Source organism: Actinoplanes sp. NPDC000266 (assembly GCF_042899005.1).
Classification (GTDB): Bacteria; Actinomycetota; Actinomycetes; order Mycobacteriales; family Micromonosporaceae; genus Actinoplanes.
In genome coordinates, this window is record NZ_JBIAZI010000008.1 from 317,069 (window position 1) to 342,302 (window position 25,234).

Sequence of the window (25,234 nt, forward strand, 5' to 3'; positions counted from 1 at the left end):
CGGTGGGGTCGCTTTGGCGAGACGGGTGAGCCGTCATCAATCACCCCAGGTCCGGTGATGTCTTAGACTGCCAGGCCATCGGCAGAGGGGCAGCGTGGTGGCGGATAAGCGGTCGCGGTGGCTGCGATCACGTATTACGACCAGCGGCGGCTGAAGGAACTGACTGAAACCCGTTACGAACGCCGCTACGTCGACCGTGTCGCCTGGTGGATGGGAAACGATTTCAACAACCCGGGACAAGAGGCGAGGCTGATCATTCAGAACCGTTCGACCGCCCCGCTCAGAGGTATCGCCATACAGGGGCGGTACCCGGCCGGACCCGCCTTCAACGATGGACAGTTGATTGCTTACGCCACGTTCAACATTCCGCCCTGCAAAGCCGTTGATCTTCCGCTCCCCAAAGGACCGCGCCGCACGGGTCCTCAAACCCCTCTCGGTGTCGAATCTCGAGGACTGCACCGACGCGTGACCTGCGTACGTGATGGCTCGGCGGACCACCAGCGGAGGTAGTCCTGGTGGGCCCGGCCCGCCGTGCCGATCACGCGGACGCCGGCGGAGCCGGCGCCAGGCTGAGGATCAGCGGCACGTGGTGGTTCTCGTAGTAGTCGACCAGCTCGGCGAACCCGATCTCCGGCTTCTTCACCAGGAAAGCCATGACCTTCAGCAGCGTTGTCTCCACCCCGGGATCAACGCACCGTCCCGCCCCGGGTTCACGTAGAGGGCCCGGGCCGTTTTTACTGCCGCCACGAATGCTGAGGTTCGTAGCCGAGCAGGCGGCGGGCCTTGTCGATCGACAGCAGGGTCTCGTGCTCGCCCAGCTCGCGGGTGACCGGGACGTCCGGGAAGTATTCGGCGGCCAGGCCGGCGCTGGAGCGGCTCATCACCGTGTCGGCGTTGGCGATCACGAAGACCTCGACGCCGGTCGCGTCGTAGATCAGGGCTCGGCGGACGGCCTGGGCGCCGTCGCGGGCGTCGATGTAGCCCCACAGGTTCCAGATGCGCTGCCCCGGGTCGGCGTCGAACGACGGGAAGGCCTCGTAGTCGGCCGGCTCCATCACGTTCGAGAAGCGCAGGCCGATCGCGGTCAGCTCGGGGTTCCAGCGGCAGAACTGCTCGGCCATCTTCTCCTCGAGATGCTTGGAGAGCGAGTACGACGTCTCGGGCCGGGCCGGATAGTCCTCATCGACCGGGATGTACGGCGGCGGGCTGTCCGGTCCGAGCGGCAGCCCCAGCAGCGTCTCGCTCGACGCCCACACGATGCGGCGGATGCCGGCGGCGCGGGCCGCCGCGAACACGTTGTAGCTGGCCGTGATGTTGTTGGTGAACGTGGCCGCGTTCGGCCGCAGCCCCGGCGCGGGGATCGCCGCGAGGTGCACAACCGCGTCGATGCTGTCGTAGCGGTCGTCGATGGCGCTCAGCGCCTCGGCGACCTGCCCGTAGTCGGTGAGGTCGACCAGCGTGAACGGCGCCGACGCCTCCCGCGGCGCGGCCCGGTCGAGGTTGACCACCTCGTAGTCGTGGTCGAGCAGTTCTTGAACGACGGCGCGGCCGAGTTTGCCGCTGCCGCCGGTCACGGCTATCCGAGGCATGACGCTCCTGGGTGGTGAGGGTTCCCCTAGATCCTCGCACCCCGCCGTCAGGCACGCCGGTCCAGCAACGGGAAACCGGTCAGGAGCTGTCGCAGGTGCATGACCTGGCGGGGGATGAACTCGGCGATCGTGAGGCCGACGACGTCGGCGGCGGCTTCGAGGTCGGCGACCACGCGGCGGACCTGGGTGGCGGTGAGGCCGTCCGGTTCGGCGCCCAGGCCGAGGACGATCTCGGTGCTGTCGACGGTGTCGACGTCGAAGTGCACGGCCAGGCGTGAGCAGCCCGTGGCGGCCAGCCAGTCCAGTAGCGGCTGTGACGTCGTGCGCAGGTCGCCGGGGGCGAAGCTGCGGATGCCCCAGCCGGCGACGTTGCCGATGTCGTCGCCGGTCCAGGCGTGCAGGCCGGCCAGGGCTACGCGTGAGGGCGACACGGTGGCCGGGAGCAGGCGGAGTACGTCGGGATCGCCGTGGCCGGTCAGCGCGGAGACGGCCATGGCGTGGAAGCCGGGATAGTCGCTCTGCGGGGTGCCGATGTCGGGGTGCGAGTCGATCCAGACGATCGCCAGGTCGTCACCGTAGCGGTCGGCCAGGGCGGCGAACGGCGCGACGCTGACCGCGCACTCCCCGCCCAGCGTGACGATGCGGGCCGGGTCGTGGTGGAGGATCACGTCGAGGGCGGCGGCCAGTTGGGCGAGGATGGCGTCCTTCGCCTCGATGCCGTCGCGCTCCTCGAGACCGGCGTCGTTCATGGCCACGGGTACGGCGGCGGTCGGCCCCTCGTGCGGGGGAAGTACCGCCTCCAGGACCGCCGACCCCACGGCGTAGCCGCGCCGGGCCACGTCGAACGGGAACTCGGGCGCCAGCTCACGCACGCTGGATGTTCCCGCTCCCTGCCACTGGGGCCACAGCAACCGCAGGGTCGTCATCTCGCTCCTCTGGTTTTCGGGTTTCGAGCGCAACCATTTCCGCGGGCCGCCCGGGTGGGGTGAGCGTTCTGGGCGCGCAGCGCCCTGCTCGCCCCGCCCGGGCCCTCGACGGGAGTTGCGGTCCGTACCCACCACCCCGCTACGACATATTGATCTTGATCCTGATCTGCTTTTCAGCGCACCGCCAATTCCCCCAGCTCGGACCAATCGCTCTGGTCGATGCTCTGGCTGATGATCTTCGGGGTCGCCACCAGGTATTGCGGCAGGTCCTGCTGGGCCTGCTTGAAGTGGGCGGAACCGACGTGGGCGCCGCCGGCGTCGCCGTCGCGGAAAGCCTCGACCAGGACGTACTCGGCCGGGTCGTCGAGGCTGCGGGACCAGTCGAACCAGAGGCAGCCCGGTTCGGCGCGGGTGGCCTCGGTGAACGGGCCGGACAGGCGCGGCCAGTCGTCGGCGTGCTCGGGCTTGATCCGGAACTTGGCGGTAATGAAGATCATGTCACTCGACACCTTTCGCACGATCAGCTATGCGGGTTTTCTCATCTTGCCGCCCGACGCAGGCTGGACGACATGAAGCGCGCCGGGGTGCTGCAGTCGGTGGAACGGGCCATGCGCGTGCTCGATCATTTCGCGGCGGCCGGCGGGCCGGTGACGGCGAAGGACCTGTCCAAGGCCCTCGGCCTCACCCTCCCGACCACGTATCACCTGCTCACGACGTTGGTGGGTGGTGGTTATCTGGTGCATCTGGCCGACGAGCGGGCCTACGCGCTCGGTCACCGCGTCGACGATCTGGCCCGGGGGCTGCACCGGCAGATCGCGGTGCCGCCGGAAGTACGCCGGGTGGCCTCGGTGGTGCACCGGGAGGCGCGGGCCGCCGCCTACTACGCGGCGCTGCGGGACGACGAGATGATCGTGGCGCATGTCGAGGAGTGCCCGGAGCATCCGCGGATCAACCCGCTCGGGGTGGGCTTTCATCAGGTGCCGCATGCGACCGCCTTCGGGAAGTTGATGCTGGCCATGCTGCCGGGGGTGCTCGACGGGGTGCGGTTGCCGGAGGTGACGGCGGCGACCGTCACCGACCGTGCCGTGCTCCTGCGGCAGCTACGGCAGGTCACCGGCACCGGGCTGGCCGTCGAGGTGGACGAGTTCCAGGCCGGGCTCAGCTGCATGGCGGCGCCGGTGACCGACGCCGCCGGCCGGTTCGTGGGGGCGGTGGCGATCTCGATGCCGACCCTGCGGCTGCGGACGGACCGGTGGTCGGTGGAGCGGGCCGTACGGATCGGGGCCGTCCGGGCCACGCGGGCGGTGGCCCTGGCCGGGGCGGCCCGCAGCGGGCGGCTTCAGCCGGGCACGTCGATGTCATAGAGCCGGGCCGCGTTCAGGCCGAGGATCTTCTCCTTGGCCGTGGAGGTCAGCCGGCCGTACTCCCCCTGCATGTCGTCCGGGATCTGAAAGGCGGCGAACTGCTCGACCAGCCACTTCGGATGCCAGACGGCGTAGTCGCTGCCGAACAGCAGGCGGTCCTCGCCGAGCCAGTAGAGCAGCTCGCCGATGATCTGCGCGAAGTACCGCGGCCGGCTGTGCAGGAACGGCATCGCCATGGCCAGGCCGCCGTAGACGTTGGGCTCCTGCGTGGCGATCCAGCAGAAGTCCTCCAGCCGGGGCAGCCCTACGTGCTCGACGATGAACCTCAGGCCGGGAAACGCGGTCGCCGCGTCGTCCACGTCGGCCACGTCGAAGTCGTCCCGGTTCATCGGGTAGACCGTCGGGCCCTTGGGCACGTGGATGTTGCAGATCCCCAGCTGTTCGCAAAGTTCGAGATAGCGGTACGCCCACGGGTCGCTCAGCTTCCAGCCTTTGCTGTTCCCCTTCCATTCGGCGGTGCACAGCGTCACGCCCGGCAGCTTCCACCGCTCGTACAGCCGCTCCAGTCTCTCCAGACCGGCCTCGCCGTCACGCGGGTCGAAGGAGCCGTTGACGATGAAACGGCCCGGATGCCGCTCCGCCACCTCGCCGTGGTGGCCGGTGGTGGTGAAGCCGTTGACGAACCAGTCGGTCAGGCCGGTCGTCTGCAGGATCGCCACGTCGGCGTGGCCCACGTCGAACAGGTCGTGCAGCATCTGCTTCTCGCCGACCCGCTCGAACTCCTCGAGCGGCCACCGGTACCCGGCCGGCGAGAGGTTCGAGTGGTAGCCGTGCAGGCACCGGGTGAACCCCTCGCCGTACCGGTTGATCTGGTTGGCCGGGCCGCCGTCCCAGAGCCGGCAGTGGCCGTCGACGACGAAGTAGCCCTCGTACATCAGGGGACCAGGATCCCGCGTCCCTGGAGTCGTCCCGCCTCGAGGTCGTCCATGGCCTCGTTCACCGCCGCCAGCGGATATTGCCTGGTGTGCAGGGTGACCTGGCCCTGGGCGGCGAGCGTCATCAGCTCGTCGAGGTCGGTGTAGGAGCCGACCAGGTTGCCGATGATGTTGCGCTCGGTGGAGATCAGGTCGATGGTCGGGATGTCGATCTTCCCGCCGTACCCGATCACGAAGTAGCTGCCGGCCCGCCGGGTGATGGCGAGGCCCTCGCGTTCGGCGCCCTGCTCCCCCACGAAGTCGAGCACGATGTGGGCCGAGTCGGTCAGGTCCTCGCCGCTCTCGACGACCTCGTGCGCGCCCAGTTGCGTCGCCAGCTCGCGGGCGCGCGGGTTCGGGTCGACCACGACGATCCGGGCCGCGGTCATCGCGACCAGGCACTGGATGCCGATGTGGCCTAGGCCGCCGGCGCCGATGACGACGCAGGTGGCGCCCGGATGCAGCAGCGGAACGGCCTTGCGGACGGCGTGATACGCGGTCAGTCCGGCGTCGGCCAGGGCGGCCACGGCGGCCGGTTCGAGGCCGTCGGCCAGTTTGACCACCGAGCGGGCGCTGGTCAGCAGCAGCTCGGCCATGCCGCCGTCGCTGTCGATGCCCGGGAACCGCGAGTTCTCGCAGTGCACGTCGTCGCCGCGGCGGCACGGCCCGCACAGCCCGCAGGTCACCAGCGGGTGCAGGATGACCGCGTCGCCCGGGGCCACGTTGGTCACGGCCGAGCCGACCTCACGCACCCAGCCGGCGTTCTCGTGCCCGATCACATACGGCAGCTGGACGCCGGACTTCTCGGCCCACTGCCCCTCCACGATGTGCAGGTCGGTGCGGCAGAGTCCCGCCGCCCCGACCTGGACCAGCACATCGAAGGGGCCGGTCACCCTCGGTTCCGGCACGTCGTCCACCGAGGGCCTTTTTCCGTACGCGTGTACTCGAACAGCCTTCATGACGCGGACTCTGCGCCGTTGCCGCCCTAGTGCGTTAGCTCCGGTTCAGATGGTGACAACGGCTTCTCCTCCGGCTCCCGGGCCTTGCCCAGCTTCGACGGCCACCACATGTGCCGGCCGACGTCCAGGTTCAGCGCCGTGACCAGCACCGACCGCACGATCAGGGTGTCGAGCAGGACGCCGAACGCCACCGCGAACCCGATCTCCACGAAGGCGACCAGCGGCAGGCTGGCCAGCGCGGCGAAGGTGCCGGCGAGCACGATGCCGGCCGACGTGATCACGCCGCCGGTCGCCGCGAGCCCGATCAGCGCCCCCTTGCGGGTGCCGTGCTGCTGGGCCTCCTCGCGCACCCGGGTCATCAGGAAGATGTTGTAGTCGATGCCGAGGGCGACCAGGAACACGAAGACGAACAGCGGGAACGACGTGTCCTCGGCCGGGAAGCCGAGAATGTGGCGGAACACCAGCACGCTCACGCCGAGCGCGGCCGCGAACGACAGCACCACCGTGGCGATCAGGATCAGCGGCGCCACGATCGCCCGCAGCAGCACGGCCAGGATGAGCAGGACCACGAGCAGCACGAGCGGGATGATCAGCCGGTTGTCGTGCTTGTTGGCGTTGTTGATGTCGAGCAGCGCGGCCGACGTGCCGCCGACCTTGGCGTCCGCTCCCGGCACGGCGTGCACGGCGTCGCGGGTCCGTTCGACGGTCTGCTGAGCGGCCTCGCTGTCCGGCGCCGCCTCGAGGGTGCCGTCGATCAGGGCCTTGCCGTCCTTGATCACCGGATCGGCCACCGCGACGATGCCGTCGACGCCCTCGAAGGCCGTCTTGACCTGCGCCGCCTGCGCGGCGTTGGCGATGACCGTGACCGGCTGGCCGCCACCGGCCGGGAAGTGCCGGGCCAGCACCTCCTCGGCCGCCACCGACGGCTTGTCGCTGGTGAACTGCTCGGCCGAGGTGAGGCCGGTCGCGTTGAGCTGGAGCAGGCCGAGCGCCATCGCGCCCAGGGCCAGCGCCGTCACGATCCACACTGTGCGGGGCCGCCGGGCCATGCGGTTGCCGATCCGGGCCCAGAATCCGGTCGCCGTCGGCTCGGGCGTGCCGAACTTCGGCTTGACCGGCCAGAACAGCCACCGCCCGCAGATCACCAGCATGGCCGGGAGCAACGTGACCATGGCGGCCAGGCCGACGACGACGCCGATCGCGGCGACCGGGCCGAGGCCGCTGGTCGAGTTCAGCTCGGCCAGGGCCAGGATCGACATGCCGATGGCCACGGTGGCCGCGCTGGCGATGATGGCCGGGCCGGCCCGGTGCAGCGCCAGCTGCATGGCCTCGTGCCGGTCCTCGTGGCGTCTCAGCTCTTCCCGATATCGCGCCACCAGCAGCAGCGCGTAGTCGGTGCTGGCGCCGAAGACGAGCACGGTCAGGATGCCGGCGCTCTGTGCGTTCACCACCAGGTCGGCGTACTTGGCCAGGAGATAGATCACCGCTTGGGCGACCATCAGGGCCACACCGGCGCTGATGATCGGGAACAGCCAGAGGACCGGGCTCCGATACGTGATCAGCAGGATGATCGCGACGACGATCAATGTGGTGTAGAGCAGGGTGCCGTCGATGCCGGCGAAAGCGTCGGCCGAGTCGGCGGCGCTGGCCACCGGGCCGGCCAGATAGACCGTGGCGCCCCCTTCGGCGATCTGGGTGATCTGCTCGGCGATGTCGGGCAGCGCCTCCCAGCCGTCATCGTCGATCTTGACGGGGACGATGAGCTGGATGGCCTGCTTGTCCTCCGACGGGATGGGGCCGACGATCTCGCCGGTCACACCCGGGACGCTCTTCATCTCGGCCGCGTCGGCCTGCGCCTTGGACAGATCGGCCGGGGTGATGCCGCCCGGCCGCTCGTAGATGACGATGGCCGGTGCGATGTCGTCCGGCTGGAACGCGCGCGACTCCTCGATGACCTGCGTGGACTCGGCCCCGCCGGGCAGCCAGGCCGAGTTGTCGTTCTTCTCGACGCTGCCCAGTTTGCCCGCGAGCGGCGCGGTCAGGACCAGGATCACGATCCACAGGGCCAGCACGATCCACTTGGAACGGCGGCCGCAGATAAATCTCCCCATGATGAATTCCCCCCGGCGGGCAGCGTAAGTCCGTGGGCGGGCACGCAGAAGCCCCCGAAGGCGTACCTCAGGGTTATCTCAGGGGAGATCCACAGCGGACGTTGATGGTGAATAATCCCTCGGGTGACGAACTGGGAATACGCACGGCTCGAATACCGTGCCGCGGGCACGCTCGGCGCCGACCGCTTCATGGACTGGACAGCGACCTTCCACCACCCCGGCGGCACGCTGCGCTGGGGCACCGACGAGCGCTACGACGACCTGCGCCACCTCAACCGGGCCGGGGCGGCCGGGTGGCAGGCGTACGACCGGGCCGCGATGCACGTGCACAACGAGCCGCACCGGTTGAGCAGTGTCACGTACTCCATGCGGCGGCCCGTGCCCTAAATTAAGTGGTCGTGAGCAAGGAGACCGGGCGCAAGCTGATCGCCTCGAACAAGAAGGCACGGCACGACTACGCCATCCTCAAGACGTGGGAGGCGGGCCTCGTGCTGGCCGGCACCGAGGTCAAGTCGCTGCGTGAGGGCCGCGCCTCGCTGGTCGACGCGTTCGCCGCCGAGCACGAGGGCGAGATCATGCTCTACGGCCTGCACATCGCGGAGTACGGGTACGGCAGCTGGACCAACCACGCCCCGCGCCGTACCCGCAAGCTCCTGCTGCACAAGGCCGAGATCGTCAAGATCCTGTCGCAGCTGAACGACGGCAACGGGCTCACCCTGGTGCCGCTGTCGATGTACTTCAGCGAGGGCTGGGCCAAGGTCGAGCTCGGCATGGCGCGCGGACTCAAGTCGTACGACAAACGTCAGGTCATGGCCAAGCGCGACGCCGAGAAGGAGATCGCGCGCGAGATGGGCCGCCGCCTGAAGGGCAGAACCCGCCGGTAGGATGATCATGGTGGAATTCGGACTCGATACTTTCGGCGACGTCACCGCCGACGCACACGGCAAGCGCCTCCCCTACGCGGAGGTGATCCGCAACGTCGTCGAGCAGGCCGTGCTGGCCGAGAAGGTCGGCGTCGACGCCTTCGGCCTGGGCGAGCACCACCGCGACGACTTCGCGGTCTCCTCCCCCGAGATCGTGCTGGCCGCCATCGCGGCGCGGACGTCGAAGATCAGGCTGGGCACGGCCGTCACGGTCCTGAGCTCCGACGATCCCGTGCGTGTGTACGAGCGTTTCGCCACCCTCGACGCCGTCTCGAACGGCCGCGCCGAGATCACCCTGGGCCGTGGCTCGTTCACCGAGTCGTTCCCGCTGTTCGGCTTCGACCTGCACGACTACGAGAAGCTGTTCGAGGAGAAGGCCGAGCTGATGGCCGAGCTCCTCACCGAGGGCCCGGTCACCTGGTCCGGCTCGGTCCGCCCGCCCCTGGCGGGCCAGCAGGTCTACCCCAAGACGGAGTCCGGCCGCATCCCCACGTGGATCGGCGTGGGCGGCAGCCCCGAGTCGGTGGTCCGGGCCGCCAAGTACGGATTCCCGCTGGTCCTGGCCATCATCGGCGGCGAGCCGGTGCGCTTCGCGCCGTACGTGGAGCTCTACCACCATGCCCTGAAGGAGTTCGGCCGGCCCGACCAGCCGGTGGCGGTGCACTGCCCCGGCTTCGTCGCCGACACCGACGACGAAGCCGTCGAGACGCTGTGGCCGCACGCCCGGACCATGCTCAACCGCATCGGCCGCGAACGGGGCTGGCCCCCGATGGCCCGCGACCGCTTCGAACACGACATCACCGAGGGCGCCTGGCACGCGGGCTCTCCCGAGACGGTCGCCCAGAAGGTCGCCCGCACCATCAAGGAGCTGGGCATCCAGCGCTTCGACCTGAAGTATTCGGCCGGCACGCTCCCGCACGAGCAGATGATGAAATCGATTGAGCTGTACGGCACCCAGGTGATCCCGAGGGTCAAGGAGCTCCTGGGCTCCTAGGCCGGGGCGCGGACGATCAGCAGCGATAGGTGGCCTTGTGGGCCGTGCCCCACGCGGTCACGGCCGGGCCGACCCGGACCGACGTGTCACACCAGCGCCCGGTGACGGTCCACCGGCTGCGGGTGTCGACCTCGACGAAGACGGGATTGTTCTCCACCCCGTAGTTCGTCGTGGTGGCGATCTCGTCGGCGGCCTGGAGCATGCGGTAGGCGGCGATACAGGCGCCGCCCGTCCTCACGACCACCTGCCCGGCGGCCAGCTTGGCAGCCTTGATCTTGAGCGGGGCGCGGTACAGCACGCGGATCGGCGCGAAGGTGTCGATGAGCAGTCCGACGCCGCACGCTTTGACCAGGTCCTCGGCCCCGTTGTTGATCCCGATGGCTTTGACGATGGCGTCCCCTCCGGCCCAGACGCCCGCGTTCGAGGACTTCCGGCCGGCGCAGATCGCGCTGAGCCGGCCGCGGAACTCGGCGGAGGCCTGAACGCGGCTGATCGCCCACCGCATGCCGTGGTCGGCGATGGCCGCGCGAGAGAACTTCAGCTCGGCCGCGCGGGGTCCGCGGTTGAGCAGGGAGGCGTAGATCGCGCCGGCCTTCGCCTCGTTGGTACGCCACTTGCGGTGCGCTTCCGTGGAATCGAGGATGCGGACGCCGGCGTCGAGCAGGCCCCACCGGCAGTCCTTGCCGGCGAACGCCGAGTACATGGCGAAGCCGCTGGAATCGGGATCACGGTCGAGGCCGTGCCAGTAGTACGCGGTGAGCTCGCCGGCCGGCGTCCGGGACCGGCTGTCGGGAACGCGCCCGTCGAAGGCGGCCGCCGGCGGGACGGACACGAACGCGGACAGCACCGTCACGGCCACGACCAGCGCCGTTCGCCTCGGGAATCTTCGCATGCGAGGGACGGTGACATGTCTGGATAAAACAGCGCCATACCCCCGCGGAGTGACGCGCCGGGCCGAGCCTCCGTTTACCGCTCGCGGGTTCGCCGTTCCGCTCACCCGATCCCGGACGTTCAGGGGGCGCACCCGGCCCGGCGTCAGCCACCCGGTGGCCGCTCGGCCGTGTGGTCCGGACCGGCCGGGTCGCCGCCGCTGAAGGGCTCATCGCTCCAGCGCCACCAGCCCTCATCGCCGTCGAGGTGGAGCAGGAACTCGGGGACGTCGGCCCGTTCGGGTGAGCGCAGTGCCACCACGGCCGCGTAGAGCCAGGGAAAGTCGGCGTCGGTCACGACGAGGTCGGCCAGCACCCGGTCGTCGTCGCGACGGCACAGCTGCCGGACAGCGCCCCGAAAGCCACTCATGACGCGGACCCTAACGGCGGCCTCTGTCGGTCGCGGTTGTCAGGGCGGCGGCGGTGATGGCGGCGGCGCCGGTGGTGGCGGCGGCCCGGACCGTGGTGGGGCGCCGGCGGGTGGCGGCCAAGGTGGCCAGGCCCCAGGCGGAGGTCAGGGCCACCGCCCGGCCTCCCCGGCGGCTGCGGGTCACGGCGGTGGTCACCGCGGCCGCGGTGGCCAGCAGGGCGGCGGTGGCGGCGGGCACGGTTCGCGGGGTGTTGCGAGAGGGCCGGGCCGCCACCACGTTGACGACACTGGCCAGGGCGGTCCAGCCCAGCAGCAGGCCGGTGCTGGTGGCGGTGATCGTCGTGGGGCCGGGGCCCGCGGGCAGTCGCTGCAGGCGCAGATGGGCGGTGGCGGCCAGGGTCGCGGCCACGGGCAGCAGGTACGGCGTCAGGGCGAACCGGTTGCTCTGTGCGGCCAGGGACCACGCGGTGTTCGCGGCGTAGGCGGCGGCCAGCGGCCAGCCGGTCCGGCGGCTCACCGCGCTGTGCCGGGCCGACGAGCGGCATTGGGCGATCGTCGACGCGGCGCAGGCCGTGAAGATCGGCGCCCACACCGCGAAGGCGTAGCCGGGCGGGGTGATCGCGGTGTCGTACCGGTCGGTCTGCTCGCCGGGGCCGAGCAGGGCGCCCAGGTTCGGCACCGCGATGAAGGCCGTGCAGGCGCCGGCGAGCGCCAGGGATCGTGGTCCGTCCATCGTCCGCCCCTAGGCAACTGAGTAGCTTAGTTTCTAAGCTAGACCCCATGGAGCCGTCGCCGGACGAGCTGGCCTGGGCTGTGCACCATCTGGCAACCGCCGCCGCCGAGGTGGACGCGGCGACGGCCCGCCGCATGGGGCTCAGCGCCGGCGATTTCCTGGCGCTCAAACACCTCCTGGTGGCCGGGGAGCCGATCGGCCCGGTCGAGCTGGGCCGCCTGCTGGGCCTCACCTCCGGCGCCGCCACCGGCCTGGTCGACCGCCTGGAGCGGGCCGGCTGGGTCGGCCGTGCCCCTCACCCCGGTGACCGCCGTCGCCAGATCCTCACGGCCACCTCCCGGGCCACCAGCGTCCTGCTGGCCGAGCTGCGGCCCCTGGCCGACGACATCGCCGGCGTCGCCGCCGGCCTGCCCGCCGAGCAGCGCCGCCTGGTCACCGAGGTCCTGCACGACCTGGCCCGCCTCCACCGCCGCCACACCGGGGCAGCGCGGCCGGACGCGCCTGGCCTAGGGTCGGGTGATGGGTGAACGTCTCGACTGGGCCGACCCGACGCTGCGGGAGTGGGACTGCGCCGTGGTCTGGTCCGATCCGGCCGACCCCGAGCAGGGCATCGTGCTCGACCGCTCGGCGTTCTATCCGGGCGGGGGCGGCCAGCCGCCCGACCACGGGGTGCTGCTCTGGGAAGGGGTGCGCACCCGGATCGTCGACACCCGCAAGGGCGACGACTTCCGGCTGATCCCGGCGCCCGGCGATCCTGTCCCGCCGGCCGGGACCAGGGTGCGCGGTGCGATCGACGACGAGCGGCGCACGACCCTCATGCGCACCCACTCGGGGCTGCACATCCTCTGCGGCACGGTGTTCCGCGACTTCGGGGCCATGGTCACCGGCGGGAACATGCAGCCGGGTGAGGCCCGGATGGATTTCAACCTGCCCGAGGTCCCGGCCGGCTTCAAGCAGTCGCTGGAGGACGCGGTGAACGCGGAGATCGCGGCGGACCGGAAGATCGTGGCCCGGGTGCTGCCCCGCGCGGAGGCTCTTCGGATTCCGACCCTGGTGCGTACGCGGGACGCGCTGCCCCCGCTGGAGGAGCCGGAGATCCGGGTCATCGACATCGTCGGGCTCGACGTGCAGGCCGACGGCGGCACCCACGTCGCCTCGACGCGGCAGGTCGGGCGGGTCGAGGTGGTCAAGGTGGAGAGCAAGGGCCGGCAGAACCGCCGCGTACGGATCCGCCTGGCCGCCGCCTGACACACCGGCGCCCCGCCTTCCACCCCGTTCGGGGCGGAGACGGGGCGGCCGGGCGGGGCTACTCGGCGTCCGCGTCCGCGGTGGCGGTCACGCCGATCTTGTTGGTGGTGCAGAGCTTGGCGTACGCCCCGGCGCAGAGCTTGGACTTCTCGACGAAGCCGGCGGCCAGCACGTTGTTGATCTTGTCCTTGGTGATGGGCTGGGGAAGGATCGACCGGAACGGGATGTAGGCGCCCGACTCCGGGTCCTTGATCTGCTCGGTGACCTTGGGCGTCTGGCCCTTGAACAGGTCGATGGCCATGTTGGCGGCCGCGGCGGCCTCCTGCTCGAGCGGCTTGAAGATGGTGACGCACTGGTCGCCGCTCAGCACGGCCTGAAGGCCCTCGAGGGTGGCGTCCTGGCCGGTCACCGGCACCTTGCGGTTGAGGCCGTTCTTCTTCAGCACCTTGATGACCGCGCCGGCGATGCCGTCGTTCGCGGCGAGCACGCCCCTGATGTCCGGGGCCTGCTGCAGCATCTGGGTGAAGATCTTCTCGGCCTCCTTGGGGTCCCAGTCCGGCACCCACTGGTCCGGGCCCTTCTTGGCCCGGGCGTCGTCGTAGATCGGCTGGAGCACGCCGTCGTAGCCGTTCTTGAACAGCGTGGCATTGTTGTCGGCCTTCGAGCCGTTCAGCTCGGCGATCATCGGGTTGCTGATGTTCCGGGCGCGCAGGCAGTTGTTCAGCGCCTGCGCCTGCTGCTTGCCGACCTCTTCGTTGTCGAAGCTGACGTAGTAGTTGGCGCCGCCGTTGAGGGTGAGCCGGTCGTAGTCGATCGTCGGGATCTTGTTCTCCCGGGCCTTGTCGAGCACGGCCTTGCCGCTGGCCGCGTCGAGGTTGGCGATGATCAGCACCTTCACGCCGCTGTTGATCATCGACTCGCCGATCTTGACGAAGTTCGCCTCGTCGCCCTGCGCGTTCTGGATGTCGACCGGGACACCGGCCTTGTCGAACGCCTGCTTCAGGTACTTCGGGTCGTCGTTGCCCCACCGCTGCGAGCTCACGGTGTCGGGCAGGATCACGCCGACGCGGGCCTTGCCACCGCCGCTCGTGCTGGTGTTACTCGCGTCGCTCGAGTCGTCGCCGTCATCACACGCAGTCATGGTGGCTGTCGCCATCACACCCGCCATGGCGAGGGCCAACAATTTCTTGCGCATGGGGAAGTCGTCCTCTCCGGTGGAACCCGAGCTGTGAAACGCCCGAACGAGCGGACCCAGTATCGGATACCCGTCAATGCACTCGACAAGGGGTACGGTGCCGGAGAGAAAAATAGTTCATTTCCCGTCAGTAAGCACGCGTCAACTACGTACGGTATCGACGTTCATGATCATGCCCTGGTCAAGCGCGTGAGAAGGCCGGCGCTCCCCCGAACCGCCGACCTTTCCGACAAGTCCGTAATCACGCGACTTTTCGCTGAATCCACCAGACCGAGGCCAGCCCCAGAAGCGCCGTGACTCCCAAAAGTAGCCCGAGCTCCCGCCACTGAAGGCTCCAGAACCGGTCCGCCGGGATGTACGTGCTCTTCTGCGTCAGGTTCAGCGTGCCGAGATACCTGTCGCACTCCCGCTTCCCACCGGTGGCTTCGGGGCCGCACTTGGCCGGGTCGATGGGGCCCTTGAACTCCTTGCCGTCCGGCCCGACCGTGACGTTCGACAGCTCCCAGGCGTCCTCGACCGGCGAAGCCGCCCGGACGGTGATGGTGTTGTCCTCACTGATGCCGAGCGAGCTGATGTTCTCCGGGTCGAAGGCGGTGGAGCTGGTGACCGGGGTGGTCAGATGCTCCCGGACGAAGAACGGGACCGCCACCTGGACGACCACGACCACCAGCAGCGTCACCGCCATGGCCGCGATCGACCGCCGGAGCAGCATGCCGATCAGCACGCCGGCCGCGAAGCCGAGCGCCGCGTAGCCGATCGGGACGATCCCGCGGGCCGAGAACAGCTCCGGCGAGATGCGCCCTGACTTGCCGTCGTCGAGCGGCGCCGCCCACCAGGTCACCATCGCGCTGATCACGACGGCCGTGAGAACCGTGGCCAGGCCGACCCCGATCAGCTTGGTCAGGATCCAGCGGCGCCGGGACACCGTCTGGTTCCAGACCAGCCGATGGGTGCCGGTCTCGAGCTCGCGGGCCACCATGGGAGCGCCCCAGAAGATGCCGGCCAGCGCCGGCATCAGGAGAAGGGCAGCCGTGCCCACCCCGTACAGAATCGTGTTGAGCCTCGTCCCGGCCTGAATGATGAACGTGTCGGCGAGGTCGCCGCAGTCGGCCGTGCAGTCGGCCAGGCCGCTGGTCCGGTAGAGGTCGAACAGGTGCGGGCCGGTCACCGCGAGCGCGGCCGCGACGGCGACGGCGAAGACCGCCGCCACCCAGGCCTGGATGCGGAACTGTCGCCAGGTCAGCCAGATCATCGCTTCTCCAGCACGCGGTCGCGGCCGTTGGCGCCGGCCTGGGTCATGTAGGCGAGGACGATGTCCTCCAGGTCGAGCCGGTCCGCCGTCCAGGACGGATCGTCGACCGGGGCCGTGCTGCGCACCACGAGGGTCGACTGCACGTCGGTGTGGCTGGCCTGTACGACGTCCAGGCCGGGGCCGAGCGTCTCCGGGTCGCGGCGCGGACCGGTGAGCCGATGGTGGGTGCCGAGCAGCTCTTCCACGTCGCCGTGCACGCGGACGCGTGAGGCCACGAGCACGATCAGGTAGTCGCAGACCCGTTCGAGGTCGGCCACCAGGTGCGAGGACATGACGACGCTGGTGCCGTGCTCCGCGGCGTACGACATCAAGCCCTGAAGGAACTCGCGGCGGGCCAGCGGATCGAGCGCGGCCACCGGCTCGTCCAGCAGCAACAGTTCCGGCCTTTTCGCGATGGCCAGGGTCAGGGCGAGCTGCGCCCGCTGGCCGCCGGAGAGCTTGCCGGCCCGCTGCGACGGGTCGAGCCCGAGTTCGGCGATGCGCCCCTCCGCGAGCGCCTTGTCCCAGCCCGGGTTCATGTGGGCGCCGAACCGCAGGTGATCGGCGATGGTCAGGTTGCCGTAGACCGGCGTGTCCTGCGCGACGAAGCCGAGGCGCGAGGAGCCGGTGTGCGGGCTCTGGCCGAGCACTTCGATGCGGCCCTCGGTCGGCCTGAGCAGACCGCAGGTGAGCTGCAGAAGCGTCGACTTGCCGGCCCCGTTCGGGCCGACCAGGCCGACCACGTGGCCGGCCGGGATGTCCAGGGTGCAGTCGCTGAGCGCGGTACGCCGCCCGTACCGCTTGGTCAGGCCGATGGTGGTGACGATGCTAGTCATCCCCGTCTCCCCGCTCGTTCTTCCGAAAACTCACGAAAGGTGCTGATGAGGAGCGCCTCGACGTCCTCGTCGTCCAGACCGGCGGCCCGCGCGCGGCTGAGCCAGCCGGTGAGCTCGCGGCGCAGCGGCTCGTGCGCCGCTATCGCCGCGTCGTCGCCCGCGAGCGTGCGGGTGACGAAGGTGCCTAGGCCGGGGCGGGGCTGCACCAGGCCCTCGTACTCCAACTCGCGGTAGGCCTTGAGCACCGTGTTCGGATTGATCGCCACGCGGGCCACCACGTCCTTGACGGTGGGCAGCCGGTCGCCCTGCTTGAGCACTCCCAGCCGCAAAGCGTGACGGACCTGCTGAATCAGCTGCAGGTAGGGCGCGACACCGGAGCGCGCATCCAGGTGAAACTCGATCATCCTTGACCCTTCTATTTCACTAGGTGAATAGCACAATAGCAGTGGGTCTCTCATGGAGGAAGATGAAGGGCATGACTCTGACGAGCCGGCTCGCCTCGCACGCCGACCTGGAAGCGCTGAAACCCCTGATCACCGCAGCGATCGCGGAGAACCAGAAAAGCTTCCTGACACCGGAGCAGGTCGCCAGCAGTAACGCGATCATGGGGCTGGACACGCAGCTGATCGACGACAAGACGTACTTCGTGATCCTCGACGGCGACGAGATCGCCGGCTGCGGCGGATGGAGCCGGCGGGCCACGCTCTACGGCGGCGACCACTCCACCGGCCGCGACGCGGCCCTGCTGGACCCTTCCAGAGACCCGGCCAAGGTACGGGCGATGTACACGCACCCGGGTCACACGCGCCGTGGCGTCGGCCGGATGATCCTGTCGCTGTGCGAGCAGGCCGCGGCGGCCGAGGGCTTCACGATGCTGGAGCTGATGGGCACCCTGTCCGGGCAGCCCCTCTACGAGAACTACGGCTTCCAGGCCGTCGAGCGGGTCGAGGACGCCCGCGGGGGTGCCCCCGTCCCGCTCGTACGAATGAGAAAGAACATCACCAGTTGACGGCGATGTACTTCGACTCGAGGTATTCGAGCAGGCCCTCGTGGCCGCCCTCGCGGCCGATGCCGCTCTGCTTCACCCCGCCGAACGGCGCCGCCGGGTCGCTGACCAGCCCCCGGTTGAGGCCCACCATGCCCGCCTCGATGGCCTCGCTGACCCGCAGGCCCCGAGCCAGGTCCTTCGTGTAGACGTACGCCACCAGGCCGAACTCGGTGTCGTTGGCCAGCCGCACGGCCTCGTCCTCGTCGGTGAAGGTGACGATCGGGGCGACCGGCCCGAAGATCTCCTCGCGCAGGATGGGGGCGTCCGGCGCCACCCCGGTCAGCACGGTCGGCGGGTAGTAGTAGCCCGGGCCCTCGGGCCGGGAGCCGCCGGTGGCCGCGGTCGCGCCGCCCTCGAGGGCCTGCTTGACCAGGCTGTCGACCTTGCCGACGGTGTCCTCGTTGACCAGCGGCCCGACCTGGGTGTTCTCGTCGGTGCCGGGGCCCACGCGCAGCGCGGCCATGCGCTCGGCGAGCTTCGCCGAGAACTGCGGGGCGACGGACGACTCGACGTAGAAGCGGTTCGCGGCCGTGCAGGCCTCCCCGCCGTTGCGCATCTTGGCGATCATCGCGCCGTCGAGCGCGGCGTCGAGGTCGGCGTCGGCGAAGACCACGAACGGGGCGTTGCCGCCCAGTTCCATCGACGTGTTGACGACGTTGTCGGCGGCCTGGGCGAGCAGGATGCGGCCGACCTCGGTCGAGCCGGTGAACGACAGCTTGCGGACCCGCGGATCCTTGAGCATCCGGCCCACGACCTTGCCCGAGCTGCGCGAGGGCAGCACGTTGACCACGCCCGAGGGCACACCCGCCTCGGCCAGGATGGCGGCCATGGCGAGCGCGGTCAGCGGGGTGTCGCTGGCCGGCTTGAGCACGACCGTGCAGCCCGCGGCGAGCGCCGGCCCGATCTTGCGGGTGGCCATGGCGGCCGGGAAGTTCCACGGGGTCACCAGCACGCAGACGCCGACCGGCTGGCGCGTGACCAGGATGCGGTTGGCGCCCGAGGGCGCGGTGGCGAAGTCGCCGGCGCCACGGACGGCCTCCTCGGCGAACCAGCGGAAGAACTCGGCGGCGTACGTCACCTCGCCCTTGGCGTCGATCAGGGCCTTGCCGTTCTCGAGGCTGATCAGCTTGGCCAGGTCGTCGGCCCGCTCGGTCATGAGCTCCCAGGCTTTCCGGAGCGCCTCACCCCGTACCCGCGGAGCAGTGGCCGCCCAGGCCCGGCCCGCCTCGGCCGCCGCGTCCACCGCCGCGATCGCGTCCGCCTCCGACCCGTCCGCGACGGTGGCGATGACGTCGCCGGTCGCCGGGTCCCGCACGTCGAAACGGTCCCCGGTCGAGGAGGGGACCCACTTGCCACCGATGAAGAGTTCAGTTTCCACGGTCCCAGTCTGGTCCTGTTGGGTAATCGGGGCCAATGCTGGAGACGACTGAACGCACCTTCTTCGGCCAGCCCCGACCGCTGGCCAATCTTTTCGGGGTCGAGCTGTGGGAGCGGTTCTCCTTCTACGGCATGCAGGGCATCCTGCTGATCTACCTCTACTACGAGGCCTCGCGGGGCGGCCTGGGCATCGACCAGACCACGGCGACCTCGATCGTCGGGGCGTACGGCGGCTCGGTCTATCTGGCCACGGTGATCGGCGCCTGGTCGGCCGACCGCCTGTTCGGCCCGGAGAAGGTGCTGTTCGGCAGCGCGATCCTCGTCATGTGCGGGCACATCGGGCTGGCCGTGGTCCCGGGCATCGCGGGGGTGGCCGTGGGCCTGGTCCTGATCGCGCTGGGCAGCGGTGGCGTGAAGGCCACGGCGACGTCGATCGTGGGCACCCTGTACGCGCCGGAGGACGAGCGCCGCGACGCCGGGTTCTCCCTGTTCTACCTGGGCATCAACCTGGGCGCGCTGGTCGGGCCGCTGCTGACCGGCGTGCTCCAGCAGGAGGCGGGCTTCCACTGGGGCTTCGCCCTGGCCGCGGTCGGCATGGCGCTCGGCCTGACCCAGTACGCGCTCACCCGCCGTTCGCTGCCCCCGGCCGCGAGCCGGGTGGCGAACCCGCTGCCGCCGGGCCGCCGGCCGCTGGTCCTGGGCGCCGCCGTGGCGGTGGTCGCGGTGATCGCGGTGCTCGCCCTCACCGGCCTGATCCCGGCCGACCACCTGTCCGACATCGTGGTGGTCCTGTCGATCCTGGCCGCCGTGGCCTACTTCGCGGTGATCCTCACCAGCCGGAAGATCGACACCGTCGAACGCCGGCGCGTCTACGCGTTCATCCCCATGTTCATCGCGTCGGCGGCCTTCTGGTCGCTCTACCAGCAGCAATTCACGGTAGTCACGATTTACTCCGACAAAAGGCTCGATCGCGACATCTTCGGCTGGACGATGCCGGTCAGCTGGGTCCAGTCGATCAACCCGGTCTTCATCATCATCCTGTCCGGCGTCTTCGCCGCCCTGTGGACCCGGCTCGGCGACCGGCAGCCCTCCACCCCGGTGAAGTTCGCCGCCGGCACGGCCGTCATGGGCGTCGCGTTCCTGCTGTTCCTGCCCTTCGCCGGCAACCCGAGCGTCCCGCTGCTCGGCCTCGCCGGCATCCTGCTGGTCTTCACGGTCGCCGAGCTGCTGCTCTCCCCCGTCGGACTGTCCCTGTCGACCAAGCTGGCCCCGCGCGCCTTCCAGACTCAGATGGTCGCGTTGTTCTTCTTGTCGGTCGCCCTGGGCACAGCCCTGTCGGGCACGCTCGCCGGCTACTACAGCGAGGAACACGAGGTGGCGTACTTCGGCATCCTGGGTTTGATAGCGATCGCCCTCGGCGGCATTCTGTTCGCCCTGAGCCCATGGATTCGCCGCTTGATGGGCGGCATCCGCTGACACATCGCGGCCCGGATGCCGGTGCGAGGGGCGATGGTCGCGGTCTGCTGGCTGTGGCCGGTCGCCGTTCCGCTGCTGTACGTGGCGTTGTCCCCCGCTTCCCTGACCGACGTCCTGCCGGACGGCGGTGCCAGCACCAGCACGCAGCTCTACGCGGGCCGGCTCAGCCTGGCCTGTTCGCCGGAGGTGCCCGCATCCGGGACGTCCAGGACGACGACCGATCCCGCGTATCGCAGCGACTACTTCGATCCGATCTCGGCGGAGATCGGGGAGATTCTCAGGCTCCACGTCGACTACGCGACCCACCTGGGAATCCCGCGGCGCAACGCCTGGGAGGTTCGGGCGGCCGCATGGGTGATCGAGCGCTTCGGAGTCGTCACGCCGATCTTCACCGTCTTCGCCGTGCGGACCCTGTCAGGACGCGCGACGAAAGCGAAGCCGTCGAAGTCGTCGCCGACGCTGTGCGGGCCATACCGGCCTCGGGCGACCATCATCATGGCTAGGTGGCCGGAACCACCGCGCCCGACTTGTCGATCGTGTGGCGGCGCCAGTACTGGTCCCACTTGTCGTCGGTTCGCTGGGGCTCCTGGCCCGGTGGGTAGCGGACGTACCCGGCCGGCGGCTCCTGGCCGTCGGGAACGCACGTACGGCCGGTGGAGTCGACCTGGGCCGCCGGATATTCGCCGTCGCGACAGACGGCCTGGTCGGCGCAGGCCGCGGTCAGCAGGCAGGCCGCGACGGCGACGGCCGGGAGGAAGGCGCGCCTCACGCCGGGGGTTCGGTGACCTTGGCGAGGGCGTTGATGGCGACGGCGGCGCGGATGAACTGGTTCTCGGCCAGGTCGCCGATCGTGTTGATGCCGAAGGCCAGGGACAGGCCCTGCGCCTCCTCGTCGCTGACACCGGACAGGGCGGAGACCGGGGCCGCCACGACGTCTTTCAGGTCGAGGGAACGGTAGGGCTCGTCGAGAAGGGCATCGAGGTTCACAGTCACTGCCACGCCCCGCAGCATCGCACGCGTATCCGCCCGGGCACCGTCCCGTTTCGGATGGCGCGAACCAATGACGCCGGATTGGATCGGGCGCCGCCGCCGGCCGGCTCCTAGCGTCGCTGGCATGACAGTGGGATTCCTCGGGCTGGGCGTGATGGGCGCGCCGATGGCGGCCAACCTCGCCCGGTCCGGCACCGATCTGATCGTCTGGAGCCGTACACCCTCGAAGCCGGCACCGCCCGGCGCCGAACGCGCCGCCACCGTGGCCGAGGTCTTCGAACGGACCGGCATCGTGATCCTCATGCTGGCCGGCGCCGAAGCCATCGACAGCGTCCTCGACCCGTCGCTGATCGACGGACACCTGATCATCCACATGGGAACGACGGCCCCGGAATACTCGGCCGCGCTCCGGGACCGCGTCGAGAAGGCGGGCGGCCGCTACGTCGAGGTTCCAGTCTCCGGCTCGCGCGGGCCGGCCGAGGCGGGCTCGCTCGTCGCGATGCTGGCGGGCGAGGCGGAGGAGCTTGATGTCGTACGTCCCCTGATCGCACCCATGTGCGCCGAGACGTTCGACTGCGGGCCGGTGCCGGGCGCATTGCTCATGAAGCTGGCCGTGAACACGTACCTCATCAGCATGGTCACCGGCCTGGCCGAGGCGTTCCACTTCGCCGAGGGTCACGGCCTCGACCCGGTGACGCTGCGCCGGGTCCTCGACGCGGGCCCGATGGCGAGCACGGTGTCGCGGGTGAAGGCGGCCAAGCTGGTCGACGGCGATTTCACCGTGCAGGCGTCCATCCGCGACGTGCTGATGAACAACGAGCTGATCGTCAACGCCGCCCGCACGGCGATGCCGCTGCTCGAGGTCTGCCGCAACCTTTACCGAGAAACCCTTTCCCAGGGGTACGGCGACACGGACATGGCGGCCGTGGTGAAGGCCATCGCTACCCGTTCGCAAGCCGCGTGACCGCGTCGGCGACCGGCTCGTCCCCGGAGGTGACCTCGACGATCACCCGGTTGAGCGAGGGCTCACGCAGAACGGCCCCGATGAAGGCGGCGACATCGTCACGCCGCGTGTCGCCGTACGGAACAGCGGGTCCTGCCGTGACTTTGCCCTCGCCGGCGTTGTCGACGAGAGTGCCCGGCCGCACGATGACCCAGTCGAGCCCGGTCCGGGTGAGGAACACGTCGGCGTGCTTCTTGACGCGCATGTAGTGCTCGAAGCCTTCGGTGGGCTGCCGCCGGCGCCCGGCCTCGGGAAAGACGGAGACGAGCACGAACCGTCGTACGCCGGCTAGCTCGGCGGCCTCGGCGGCTTTCTCCAGGCCCTTGCCGTCGATGAGGGTGGTCTGGTCCATGCCGGCCCCGTGCGCGCCGGCGGTGAAGACGATGGCGTCGTGGCGCTGGAAGCGCAGGGCAAGCTCGTCGACCGTGTCATGCACGAGGTCGCCGAGCAGTGGCGTGGCGCCGGAGGCCTCGACGGTTGGAGTCTGGTCGGGCCCGCGGTGCATGCCGGTCACGTCGCCGCCAGTGGTGGTCAGCAGTCTGGCCAGCCGCCGGCCGACGCCGCCGGCCGCCCCGATCACGAAGATGCGCATGCCCTCACCACCCCGAGCCCACCACCTAGAGCCCGCCCTCCCTGGGGGGACCCCCGTCCCGGTCAGTATGGCCAAACCTGGGCGATCTTGCGGCGTCTCCTGTGGATGACACGCGATTGTGGATAACGCTCGGTCCCACGAGCCGACCCCCTAAGCTGTCCACCCACACGGAACAGCCGGAGGCGTGCATGACGGTCACGGACGAGTGGCGGCAGGCCCTCGAACAAGGCTTCGAGGTCCTGCTCGGCCGGCCCCTCGGCGAGTTCGATCCAGGTGTGCCGTACGCCGTCTACTACAGCTGCGGCGACCTGGTGGACGACCTGTTCGCGAAGGGCTTCGACGTGGGCCCGTTGGCGGGGATCGTCAGCCCCCCGTTCACGACGATGCCGATGCTGCGGACGCTGCTGGCCGACTGGGATCTCATCGCTCCGCACTGGAGCTTCGATCTCAGCCGCTCGGTCTTCCGGGCCGCGGTGGCCGGTGACGGCGCCGAGGTCGGCGTGCCCGAGCTCGACGCCGGACTGCTCGGATCCGAGCTCGGGCAGAGCCTGACCGAGCGCGGTCTTGACCCGAGAGACATCCGTGACGCTTATCCGGAGGCCGAGTTCCGGCTGCACACCGATGGTTCGCTGCTCGGCGCCTTAGCGGCCGCAACCGGGGCGATGCGCGGACCGGATCACCTCTTCGCCCTCAGCCCCGATTGGGGTGTTGACCCGACCTCGGACGAGCGGCTGAAGGCCGTACACCATCCGGGTCTTCGCGAGCATCTGCGTCACCTCTCGCGAACCCGTGACAGCGCCCGTTCCAACGGCGCCTACTATCTCGGTGCCGAGGACCCCGGCTTCACGCCGCCGCGCCCGGTGATCGCCGCCTGGGTGGTCGGCGAGTCGCAGTCGTGGACCGCGGTGGTGCAGGACGGCCGGTAGCGTGATCGTCGATGTTCGCCGTGGCGTGTCTTTGGGCGTCGCCGCGGAGCGTGCCAGGGTGATCGTGCCGGGGCCCGCGCCGGGGGCGCCGTTCGAGCCGAGAAAGCTGTTTCTCCAGGGTTGGGCGACCTTTGAGCTCGCCCTGTGGTGCGGAACGTGCCCGGCCTTGTTCACGAAGCTGGCGGAACCCGAGGCCGCCGATCTGGAACTCGCGAACGACCGGCTCGATGCAGGTCTTCAGCGCATCGACGACGACGTTTTGGCTGTGTACGGGACGGTGTTGCCGGAGTCGGAATACACGGTCCTCCTGCTCGACATCCGGCCACAGCTCGTGGAGCCGGGCGATCGGTCCGACTACTTCGCGCACGAGCAGGTGACCACCTGGGGCGTAGATCCGGTGCTCGGCGGCCCGGAGGATCCCGGCACGCCGTACTACCGGACGTTCGAGACCCCACTCGGAAACGATAGGCATCTGTACGAGTTCGTGGTGCCGATGGTTCCGCCGGCGTGGAACGACAGTCATCGCGTAGCCGAATACGCGGCGGTCTCAGCGGGCGAACACCCGACGGCGGTCGCCTACTCGATCCTGGACGTGCTGCAACCGGCGACAGACCCGGGCGACGACTATTACGCGCACTGGGTCGTGAGCCACTTCCTGCTCGACGGACATCACAAGGTCGAGGCAGCCGCGACGACCGGCCGGCCCGTACGGCTTCTCACCTTCCTGGACGAACGCACCAGCCTCGCGGCCGGCGACGATGTGGCGACGATGCTGCAGTCCCGTGCACGGTCACGGCAGGCCCGGACCGCCCCCGATTAGAAGTTGTTCCAAGAGTTTCCCGGCCGTGCGGTGTTACGGCCTGACCGAACGCCGGCCCGCGCGCGGCGGCTGATCAGCTTGATGACCGCCAACAGCACAATCGCCCCCGCGACGGGAACACCAGCCACCAGCGCGACAACCATCCACGACATGTACCCGTGCCCCCCTGCCGCCGTACGTCCCCAGATCATCACATGCCCGACGACACGCTCTTCAGTTTCACGCCCGGACACCGGCCCTCCGTCGGCGATGTCGCCAAGGTTCGCGAAAAGGAGGTACAGCCTGCCGGCCTGCTCCGCCGTTTCCCGTGACGGAGGCTCGGTAAGTTCGTACTGCAACTCGGCCACCACCTCCACCGGATCCTCCGCGGCCTCAAGGACCCGCCACATGTACGCATCCACGACGTGCGTCAAAGCGGCTGGCATGCTTGCGGAGTCGGGCACACCCCCATGATCGCGCACCCTGCGTCTCGGTGGTCCACAAGCCAGCAGCATCGGGCGTCAGACTGCAAACGCCCGGTGACAACTCTCCGCGGGCCGCCGCGCGCGACCCGCGGCTAC

The 25,234-nt window shown here is 69.7% G+C and carries 31 protein-coding genes; 12 read left to right on the forward strand and 19 right to left on the reverse strand.

Annotated features, from left to right (window positions below):
- The first annotated feature begins 117 nt into the window (after positions 1-117).
- Positions 118-510 carry a hypothetical protein gene (locus ACFY36_RS31825; RefSeq protein ID WP_499749601.1) on the forward strand — a complete coding sequence of 131 codons (393 nt, stop codon included), beginning with the start codon at positions 118-120 and terminating at the stop codon, positions 508-510.
- Between the two features lie 28 nt (positions 511-538).
- On the opposite strand, the gene ACFY36_RS31830 is transcribed toward ACFY36_RS31825, so the two are convergent.
- From ACFY36_RS31830 to ACFY36_RS31845, 4 genes are all read right to left on the reverse strand, one after another.
- Positions 539-679, reverse strand: coding sequence for a hypothetical protein (locus tag ACFY36_RS31830; RefSeq protein WP_499749602.1), 141 nt, complete (start codon positions 677-679; stop codon positions 539-541).
- Positions 680-734: 55 nt separating this feature from the next.
- The gene (locus ACFY36_RS31835; RefSeq protein ID WP_499749603.1) at positions 735-1,589 is read right to left on the reverse strand and encodes an NAD-dependent epimerase/dehydratase family protein; all 855 of its coding nucleotides are present in this window, start codon (positions 1,587-1,589) and stop codon (positions 735-737) included.
- Positions 1,590-1,636: 47 nt separating this feature from the next.
- Positions 1,637-2,515, reverse strand: coding sequence for an arginase family protein (locus tag ACFY36_RS31840; RefSeq protein ID WP_499749604.1), 879 nt, complete (start codon positions 2,513-2,515; stop codon positions 1,637-1,639).
- 173 nt (positions 2,516-2,688) lie between these two features.
- Complete coding sequence (locus ACFY36_RS31845) at positions 2,689-3,012, reverse strand: putative quinol monooxygenase (RefSeq protein ID WP_499749605.1); 324 nt, start codon at positions 3,010-3,012, stop codon at positions 2,689-2,691.
- 72 nt (positions 3,013-3,084) lie between these two features.
- On the opposite strand from ACFY36_RS31845, the gene ACFY36_RS31850 reads away from it, so the two are divergent.
- A complete protein-coding gene (locus ACFY36_RS31850; RefSeq protein WP_499749606.1) occupies positions 3,085-3,879 on the forward strand; it encodes an IclR family transcriptional regulator in 795 nt (264 codons plus the stop codon).
- Here the strand turns inward: ACFY36_RS31850 and ACFY36_RS31855 are convergent.
- Genes ACFY36_RS31855 through ACFY36_RS31865 form a run of 3 tightly spaced genes read right to left on the reverse strand, consistent with a single transcriptional unit; the run spans position 3,855 to position 7,923 of the window.
- On the reverse strand, positions 3,855-4,814 hold the full coding sequence (locus ACFY36_RS31855; protein ID WP_499749607.1) for an amidohydrolase family protein: 960 nt from the start codon (positions 4,812-4,814) through the stop codon (positions 3,855-3,857). The genes ACFY36_RS31850 and ACFY36_RS31855 overlap by 25 nt on opposite strands.
- Positions 4,814-5,812: an NAD(P)-dependent alcohol dehydrogenase gene (locus ACFY36_RS31860; RefSeq protein WP_499749608.1), complete on the reverse strand. Its 999-nt coding sequence runs from the start codon at positions 5,810-5,812 to the stop codon at positions 4,814-4,816. The genes ACFY36_RS31855 and ACFY36_RS31860 overlap by 1 nt, the downstream gene beginning before the upstream one ends.
- Positions 5,813-5,838: 26 nt before the next feature.
- A complete protein-coding gene (locus ACFY36_RS31865) occupies positions 5,839-7,923 on the reverse strand; it encodes an MMPL family transporter (RefSeq protein ID WP_499749609.1) in 2,085 nt (694 codons plus the stop codon).
- 123 nt (positions 7,924-8,046) lie between these two features.
- On the opposite strand from ACFY36_RS31865, the gene ACFY36_RS31870 reads away from it, so the two are divergent.
- The 3 genes from ACFY36_RS31870 to ACFY36_RS31880 are packed head-to-tail and all read left to right on the forward strand — an operon-like array spanning position 8,047 to position 9,840.
- Positions 8,047-8,310, forward strand: a complete 264-nt coding sequence (locus ACFY36_RS31870) for a hypothetical protein (protein WP_097323815.1) — start codon at positions 8,047-8,049, stop codon at positions 8,308-8,310.
- 11 nt (positions 8,311-8,321) lie between these two features.
- The gene (gene smpB, locus ACFY36_RS31875) at positions 8,322-8,807 is read left to right on the forward strand and encodes an SsrA-binding protein SmpB (protein ID WP_499749610.1); all 486 of its coding nucleotides are present in this window, start codon (positions 8,322-8,324) and stop codon (positions 8,805-8,807) included.
- Between the two features lies 1 nt (position 8,808).
- Positions 8,809-9,840, forward strand: a complete 1,032-nt coding sequence (locus ACFY36_RS31880; RefSeq protein WP_499749611.1) for an LLM class flavin-dependent oxidoreductase — start codon at positions 8,809-8,811, stop codon at positions 9,838-9,840.
- A gap of 16 nt (positions 9,841-9,856) precedes the next feature.
- Here ACFY36_RS31880 and ACFY36_RS31885 read toward each other — a convergent pair whose 3' ends face one another.
- The 3 genes from ACFY36_RS31885 to ACFY36_RS31895 form a co-directional block, all read right to left on the reverse strand.
- Positions 9,857-10,732, reverse strand: coding sequence for a hypothetical protein (locus ACFY36_RS31885; protein WP_499749612.1), 876 nt, complete (start codon positions 10,730-10,732; stop codon positions 9,857-9,859).
- A 143-nt stretch (positions 10,733-10,875) separates the two neighbouring features.
- A complete protein-coding gene (locus ACFY36_RS31890) occupies positions 10,876-11,139 on the reverse strand; it encodes a hypothetical protein (protein WP_499749613.1) in 264 nt (87 codons plus the stop codon).
- Between the two features lie 10 nt (positions 11,140-11,149).
- A complete protein-coding gene (locus ACFY36_RS31895; RefSeq protein ID WP_499749614.1) occupies positions 11,150-11,872 on the reverse strand; it encodes a TspO-related membrane protein in 723 nt (240 codons plus the stop codon).
- 47 nt (positions 11,873-11,919) lie between these two features.
- Between ACFY36_RS31895 and ACFY36_RS31900 the strand changes: the two genes are divergently transcribed.
- The gene (locus ACFY36_RS31900) at positions 11,920-12,399 is read left to right on the forward strand and encodes a MarR family winged helix-turn-helix transcriptional regulator (protein WP_499749615.1); all 480 of its coding nucleotides are present in this window, start codon (positions 11,920-11,922) and stop codon (positions 12,397-12,399) included.
- A complete protein-coding gene (locus tag ACFY36_RS31905; RefSeq protein ID WP_499749616.1) occupies positions 12,392-13,120 on the forward strand; it encodes an alanyl-tRNA editing protein in 729 nt (242 codons plus the stop codon). Before ACFY36_RS31900 ends, ACFY36_RS31905 begins: the two co-directional genes overlap by 8 nt.
- A 58-nt stretch (positions 13,121-13,178) precedes the next feature.
- Here the strand turns inward: ACFY36_RS31905 and ACFY36_RS31910 are convergent, their stop codons facing one another.
- From ACFY36_RS31910 to ACFY36_RS31925, 4 genes are all read right to left on the reverse strand, one after another.
- Positions 13,179-14,315 carry a sugar ABC transporter substrate-binding protein gene (locus ACFY36_RS31910; protein WP_499749617.1) on the reverse strand — a complete coding sequence of 379 codons (1,137 nt, stop codon included), beginning with the start codon at positions 14,313-14,315 and terminating at the stop codon, positions 13,179-13,181.
- 241 nt (positions 14,316-14,556) lie between these two features.
- The gene (locus ACFY36_RS31915) at positions 14,557-15,567 is read right to left on the reverse strand and encodes an ABC-2 membrane transporter-related protein (protein ID WP_499749618.1); all 1,011 of its coding nucleotides are present in this window, start codon (positions 15,565-15,567) and stop codon (positions 14,557-14,559) included.
- The gene (locus ACFY36_RS31920) at positions 15,564-16,442 is read right to left on the reverse strand and encodes an ABC transporter ATP-binding protein (RefSeq protein WP_499749619.1); all 879 of its coding nucleotides are present in this window, start codon (positions 16,440-16,442) and stop codon (positions 15,564-15,566) included. Before ACFY36_RS31920 ends, ACFY36_RS31915 begins: the two co-directional genes overlap by 4 nt.
- Positions 16,439-16,846, reverse strand: a complete 408-nt coding sequence (locus ACFY36_RS31925; protein WP_499749620.1) for a GntR family transcriptional regulator — start codon at positions 16,844-16,846, stop codon at positions 16,439-16,441. The genes ACFY36_RS31920 and ACFY36_RS31925 overlap by 4 nt, the downstream gene beginning before the upstream one ends.
- Before the next feature lie 71 nt (positions 16,847-16,917).
- Here ACFY36_RS31925 and ACFY36_RS31930 point away from each other — a divergent pair, with 71 nt between their 5' ends.
- On the forward strand, positions 16,918-17,451 hold the full coding sequence (locus ACFY36_RS31930; RefSeq protein WP_499749621.1) for a GNAT family N-acetyltransferase: 534 nt from the start codon (positions 16,918-16,920) through the stop codon (positions 17,449-17,451).
- Here ACFY36_RS31930 and ACFY36_RS31935 read toward each other — a convergent pair.
- Positions 17,441-18,868, reverse strand: a complete 1,428-nt coding sequence (locus tag ACFY36_RS31935) for an NAD-dependent succinate-semialdehyde dehydrogenase (RefSeq protein WP_499749622.1) — start codon at positions 18,866-18,868, stop codon at positions 17,441-17,443. The genes ACFY36_RS31930 and ACFY36_RS31935 overlap by 11 nt on opposite strands.
- A 35-nt stretch (positions 18,869-18,903) precedes the next feature.
- Here ACFY36_RS31935 and ACFY36_RS31940 point away from each other — a divergent pair, with 35 nt between their 5' ends.
- The gene (locus ACFY36_RS31940) at positions 18,904-20,343 is read left to right on the forward strand and encodes a peptide MFS transporter (RefSeq protein ID WP_499749623.1); all 1,440 of its coding nucleotides are present in this window, start codon (positions 18,904-18,906) and stop codon (positions 20,341-20,343) included.
- A 499-nt stretch (positions 20,344-20,842) separates the two neighbouring features.
- Here the strand turns inward: ACFY36_RS31940 and ACFY36_RS31945 are convergent, their stop codons facing one another.
- The gene (locus tag ACFY36_RS31945; RefSeq protein WP_499749624.1) at positions 20,843-21,112 is read right to left on the reverse strand and encodes an SCO0607 family lipoprotein; all 270 of its coding nucleotides are present in this window, start codon (positions 21,110-21,112) and stop codon (positions 20,843-20,845) included.
- Complete coding sequence (locus ACFY36_RS31950; RefSeq protein WP_499749625.1) at positions 21,109-21,342, reverse strand: hypothetical protein; 234 nt, start codon at positions 21,340-21,342, stop codon at positions 21,109-21,111. Before ACFY36_RS31950 ends, ACFY36_RS31945 begins: the two co-directional genes overlap by 4 nt.
- 61 nt (positions 21,343-21,403) lie before the next feature.
- Between ACFY36_RS31950 and ACFY36_RS31955 the strand changes: the two genes are divergently transcribed.
- Positions 21,404-22,297, forward strand: a complete 894-nt coding sequence (locus tag ACFY36_RS31955; RefSeq protein WP_499749626.1) for an NAD(P)-dependent oxidoreductase — start codon at positions 21,404-21,406, stop codon at positions 22,295-22,297.
- Here ACFY36_RS31955 and ACFY36_RS31960 read toward each other — a convergent pair.
- Positions 22,275-22,928, reverse strand: coding sequence for an NAD(P)H-binding protein (locus ACFY36_RS31960; protein ID WP_499749627.1), 654 nt, complete (start codon positions 22,926-22,928; stop codon positions 22,275-22,277). The genes ACFY36_RS31955 and ACFY36_RS31960 overlap by 23 nt on opposite strands.
- Positions 22,929-23,116: 188 nt before the next feature.
- Here ACFY36_RS31960 and ACFY36_RS31965 point away from each other — a divergent pair, with 188 nt between their 5' ends.
- Positions 23,117-23,854 carry a hypothetical protein gene (locus ACFY36_RS31965; protein WP_499749628.1) on the forward strand — a complete coding sequence of 246 codons (738 nt, stop codon included), beginning with the start codon at positions 23,117-23,119 and terminating at the stop codon, positions 23,852-23,854.
- Between the two features lies 1 nt (position 23,855).
- Positions 23,856-24,674 (forward strand): hypothetical protein, encoded by an 819-nt coding sequence (locus ACFY36_RS31970; protein ID WP_499749629.1) that lies wholly within the window; start codon positions 23,856-23,858, stop codon positions 24,672-24,674.
- Here ACFY36_RS31970 and ACFY36_RS31975 read toward each other — a convergent pair.
- Positions 24,671-25,117: a hypothetical protein gene (locus ACFY36_RS31975; RefSeq protein ID WP_499749630.1), complete on the reverse strand. Its 447-nt coding sequence runs from the start codon at positions 25,115-25,117 to the stop codon at positions 24,671-24,673. The two genes, ACFY36_RS31970 and ACFY36_RS31975, sit on opposite strands and share 4 nt — an antisense overlap.
- Positions 25,118-25,234 lie beyond the last annotated feature (117 nt).

Bases quoted from the DNA above. Each gene is read 5' to 3' on its own strand.
- ACFY36_RS31835 (WP_499749603.1), bottom strand. From the start codon at position 1,589: ATGCCTCGGATAGCCGTGACCGGCGGCAGCGGCAAACTCGGCCGCGCC.
- ACFY36_RS31840 (WP_499749604.1), bottom strand. From the start codon at position 2,515: ATGACGACCCTGCGGTTGCTGTGGCCCCAGTGGCAGGGAGCGGGAACA.
- ACFY36_RS31845 (WP_499749605.1), bottom strand. From the start codon at position 3,012: ATGATCTTCATTACCGCCAAGTTCCGGATCAAGCCCGAGCACGCCGAC.
- ACFY36_RS31850 (WP_499749606.1), top strand. From the start codon at position 3,085: ATGAAGCGCGCCGGGGTGCTGCAGTCGGTGGAACGGGCCATGCGCGTG.
- ACFY36_RS31855 (WP_499749607.1), bottom strand. From the start codon at position 4,814: ATGTACGAGGGCTACTTCGTCGTCGACGGCCACTGCCGGCTCTGGGAC.
- ACFY36_RS31860 (WP_499749608.1), bottom strand. From the start codon at position 5,812: ATGAAGGCTGTTCGAGTACACGCGTACGGAAAAAGGCCCTCGGTGGAC.
- ACFY36_RS31865 (WP_499749609.1), bottom strand. From the start codon at position 7,923: ATGGGGAGATTTATCTGCGGCCGCCGTTCCAAGTGGATCGTGCTGGCC.
- ACFY36_RS31880 (WP_499749611.1), top strand. From the start codon at position 8,809: ATGATCATGGTGGAATTCGGACTCGATACTTTCGGCGACGTCACCGCC.
- ACFY36_RS31885 (WP_499749612.1), bottom strand. From the start codon at position 10,732: ATGCGAAGATTCCCGAGGCGAACGGCGCTGGTCGTGGCCGTGACGGTG.
- ACFY36_RS31890 (WP_499749613.1), bottom strand. From the start codon at position 11,139: ATGAGTGGCTTTCGGGGCGCTGTCCGGCAGCTGTGCCGTCGCGACGAC.
- ACFY36_RS31895 (WP_499749614.1), bottom strand. From the start codon at position 11,872: ATGGACGGACCACGATCCCTGGCGCTCGCCGGCGCCTGCACGGCCTTC.
- ACFY36_RS31900 (WP_499749615.1), top strand. From the start codon at position 11,920: ATGGAGCCGTCGCCGGACGAGCTGGCCTGGGCTGTGCACCATCTGGCA.
- ACFY36_RS31905 (WP_499749616.1), top strand. From the start codon at position 12,392: ATGGGTGAACGTCTCGACTGGGCCGACCCGACGCTGCGGGAGTGGGAC.
- ACFY36_RS31910 (WP_499749617.1), bottom strand. From the start codon at position 14,315: ATGCGCAAGAAATTGTTGGCCCTCGCCATGGCGGGTGTGATGGCGACA.
- ACFY36_RS31915 (WP_499749618.1), bottom strand. From the start codon at position 15,567: ATGATCTGGCTGACCTGGCGACAGTTCCGCATCCAGGCCTGGGTGGCG.
- ACFY36_RS31920 (WP_499749619.1), bottom strand. From the start codon at position 16,442: ATGACTAGCATCGTCACCACCATCGGCCTGACCAAGCGGTACGGGCGG.
- ACFY36_RS31925 (WP_499749620.1), bottom strand. From the start codon at position 16,846: ATGATCGAGTTTCACCTGGATGCGCGCTCCGGTGTCGCGCCCTACCTG.
- ACFY36_RS31930 (WP_499749621.1), top strand. From the start codon at position 16,918: ATGACTCTGACGAGCCGGCTCGCCTCGCACGCCGACCTGGAAGCGCTG.
- ACFY36_RS31940 (WP_499749623.1), top strand. From the start codon at position 18,904: ATGCTGGAGACGACTGAACGCACCTTCTTCGGCCAGCCCCGACCGCTG.
- ACFY36_RS31955 (WP_499749626.1), top strand. From the start codon at position 21,404: ATGACGCCGGATTGGATCGGGCGCCGCCGCCGGCCGGCTCCTAGCGTC.
- ACFY36_RS31960 (WP_499749627.1), bottom strand. From the start codon at position 22,928: ATGCGCATCTTCGTGATCGGGGCGGCCGGCGGCGTCGGCCGGCGGCTG.
- ACFY36_RS31965 (WP_499749628.1), top strand. From the start codon at position 23,117: ATGACGGTCACGGACGAGTGGCGGCAGGCCCTCGAACAAGGCTTCGAG.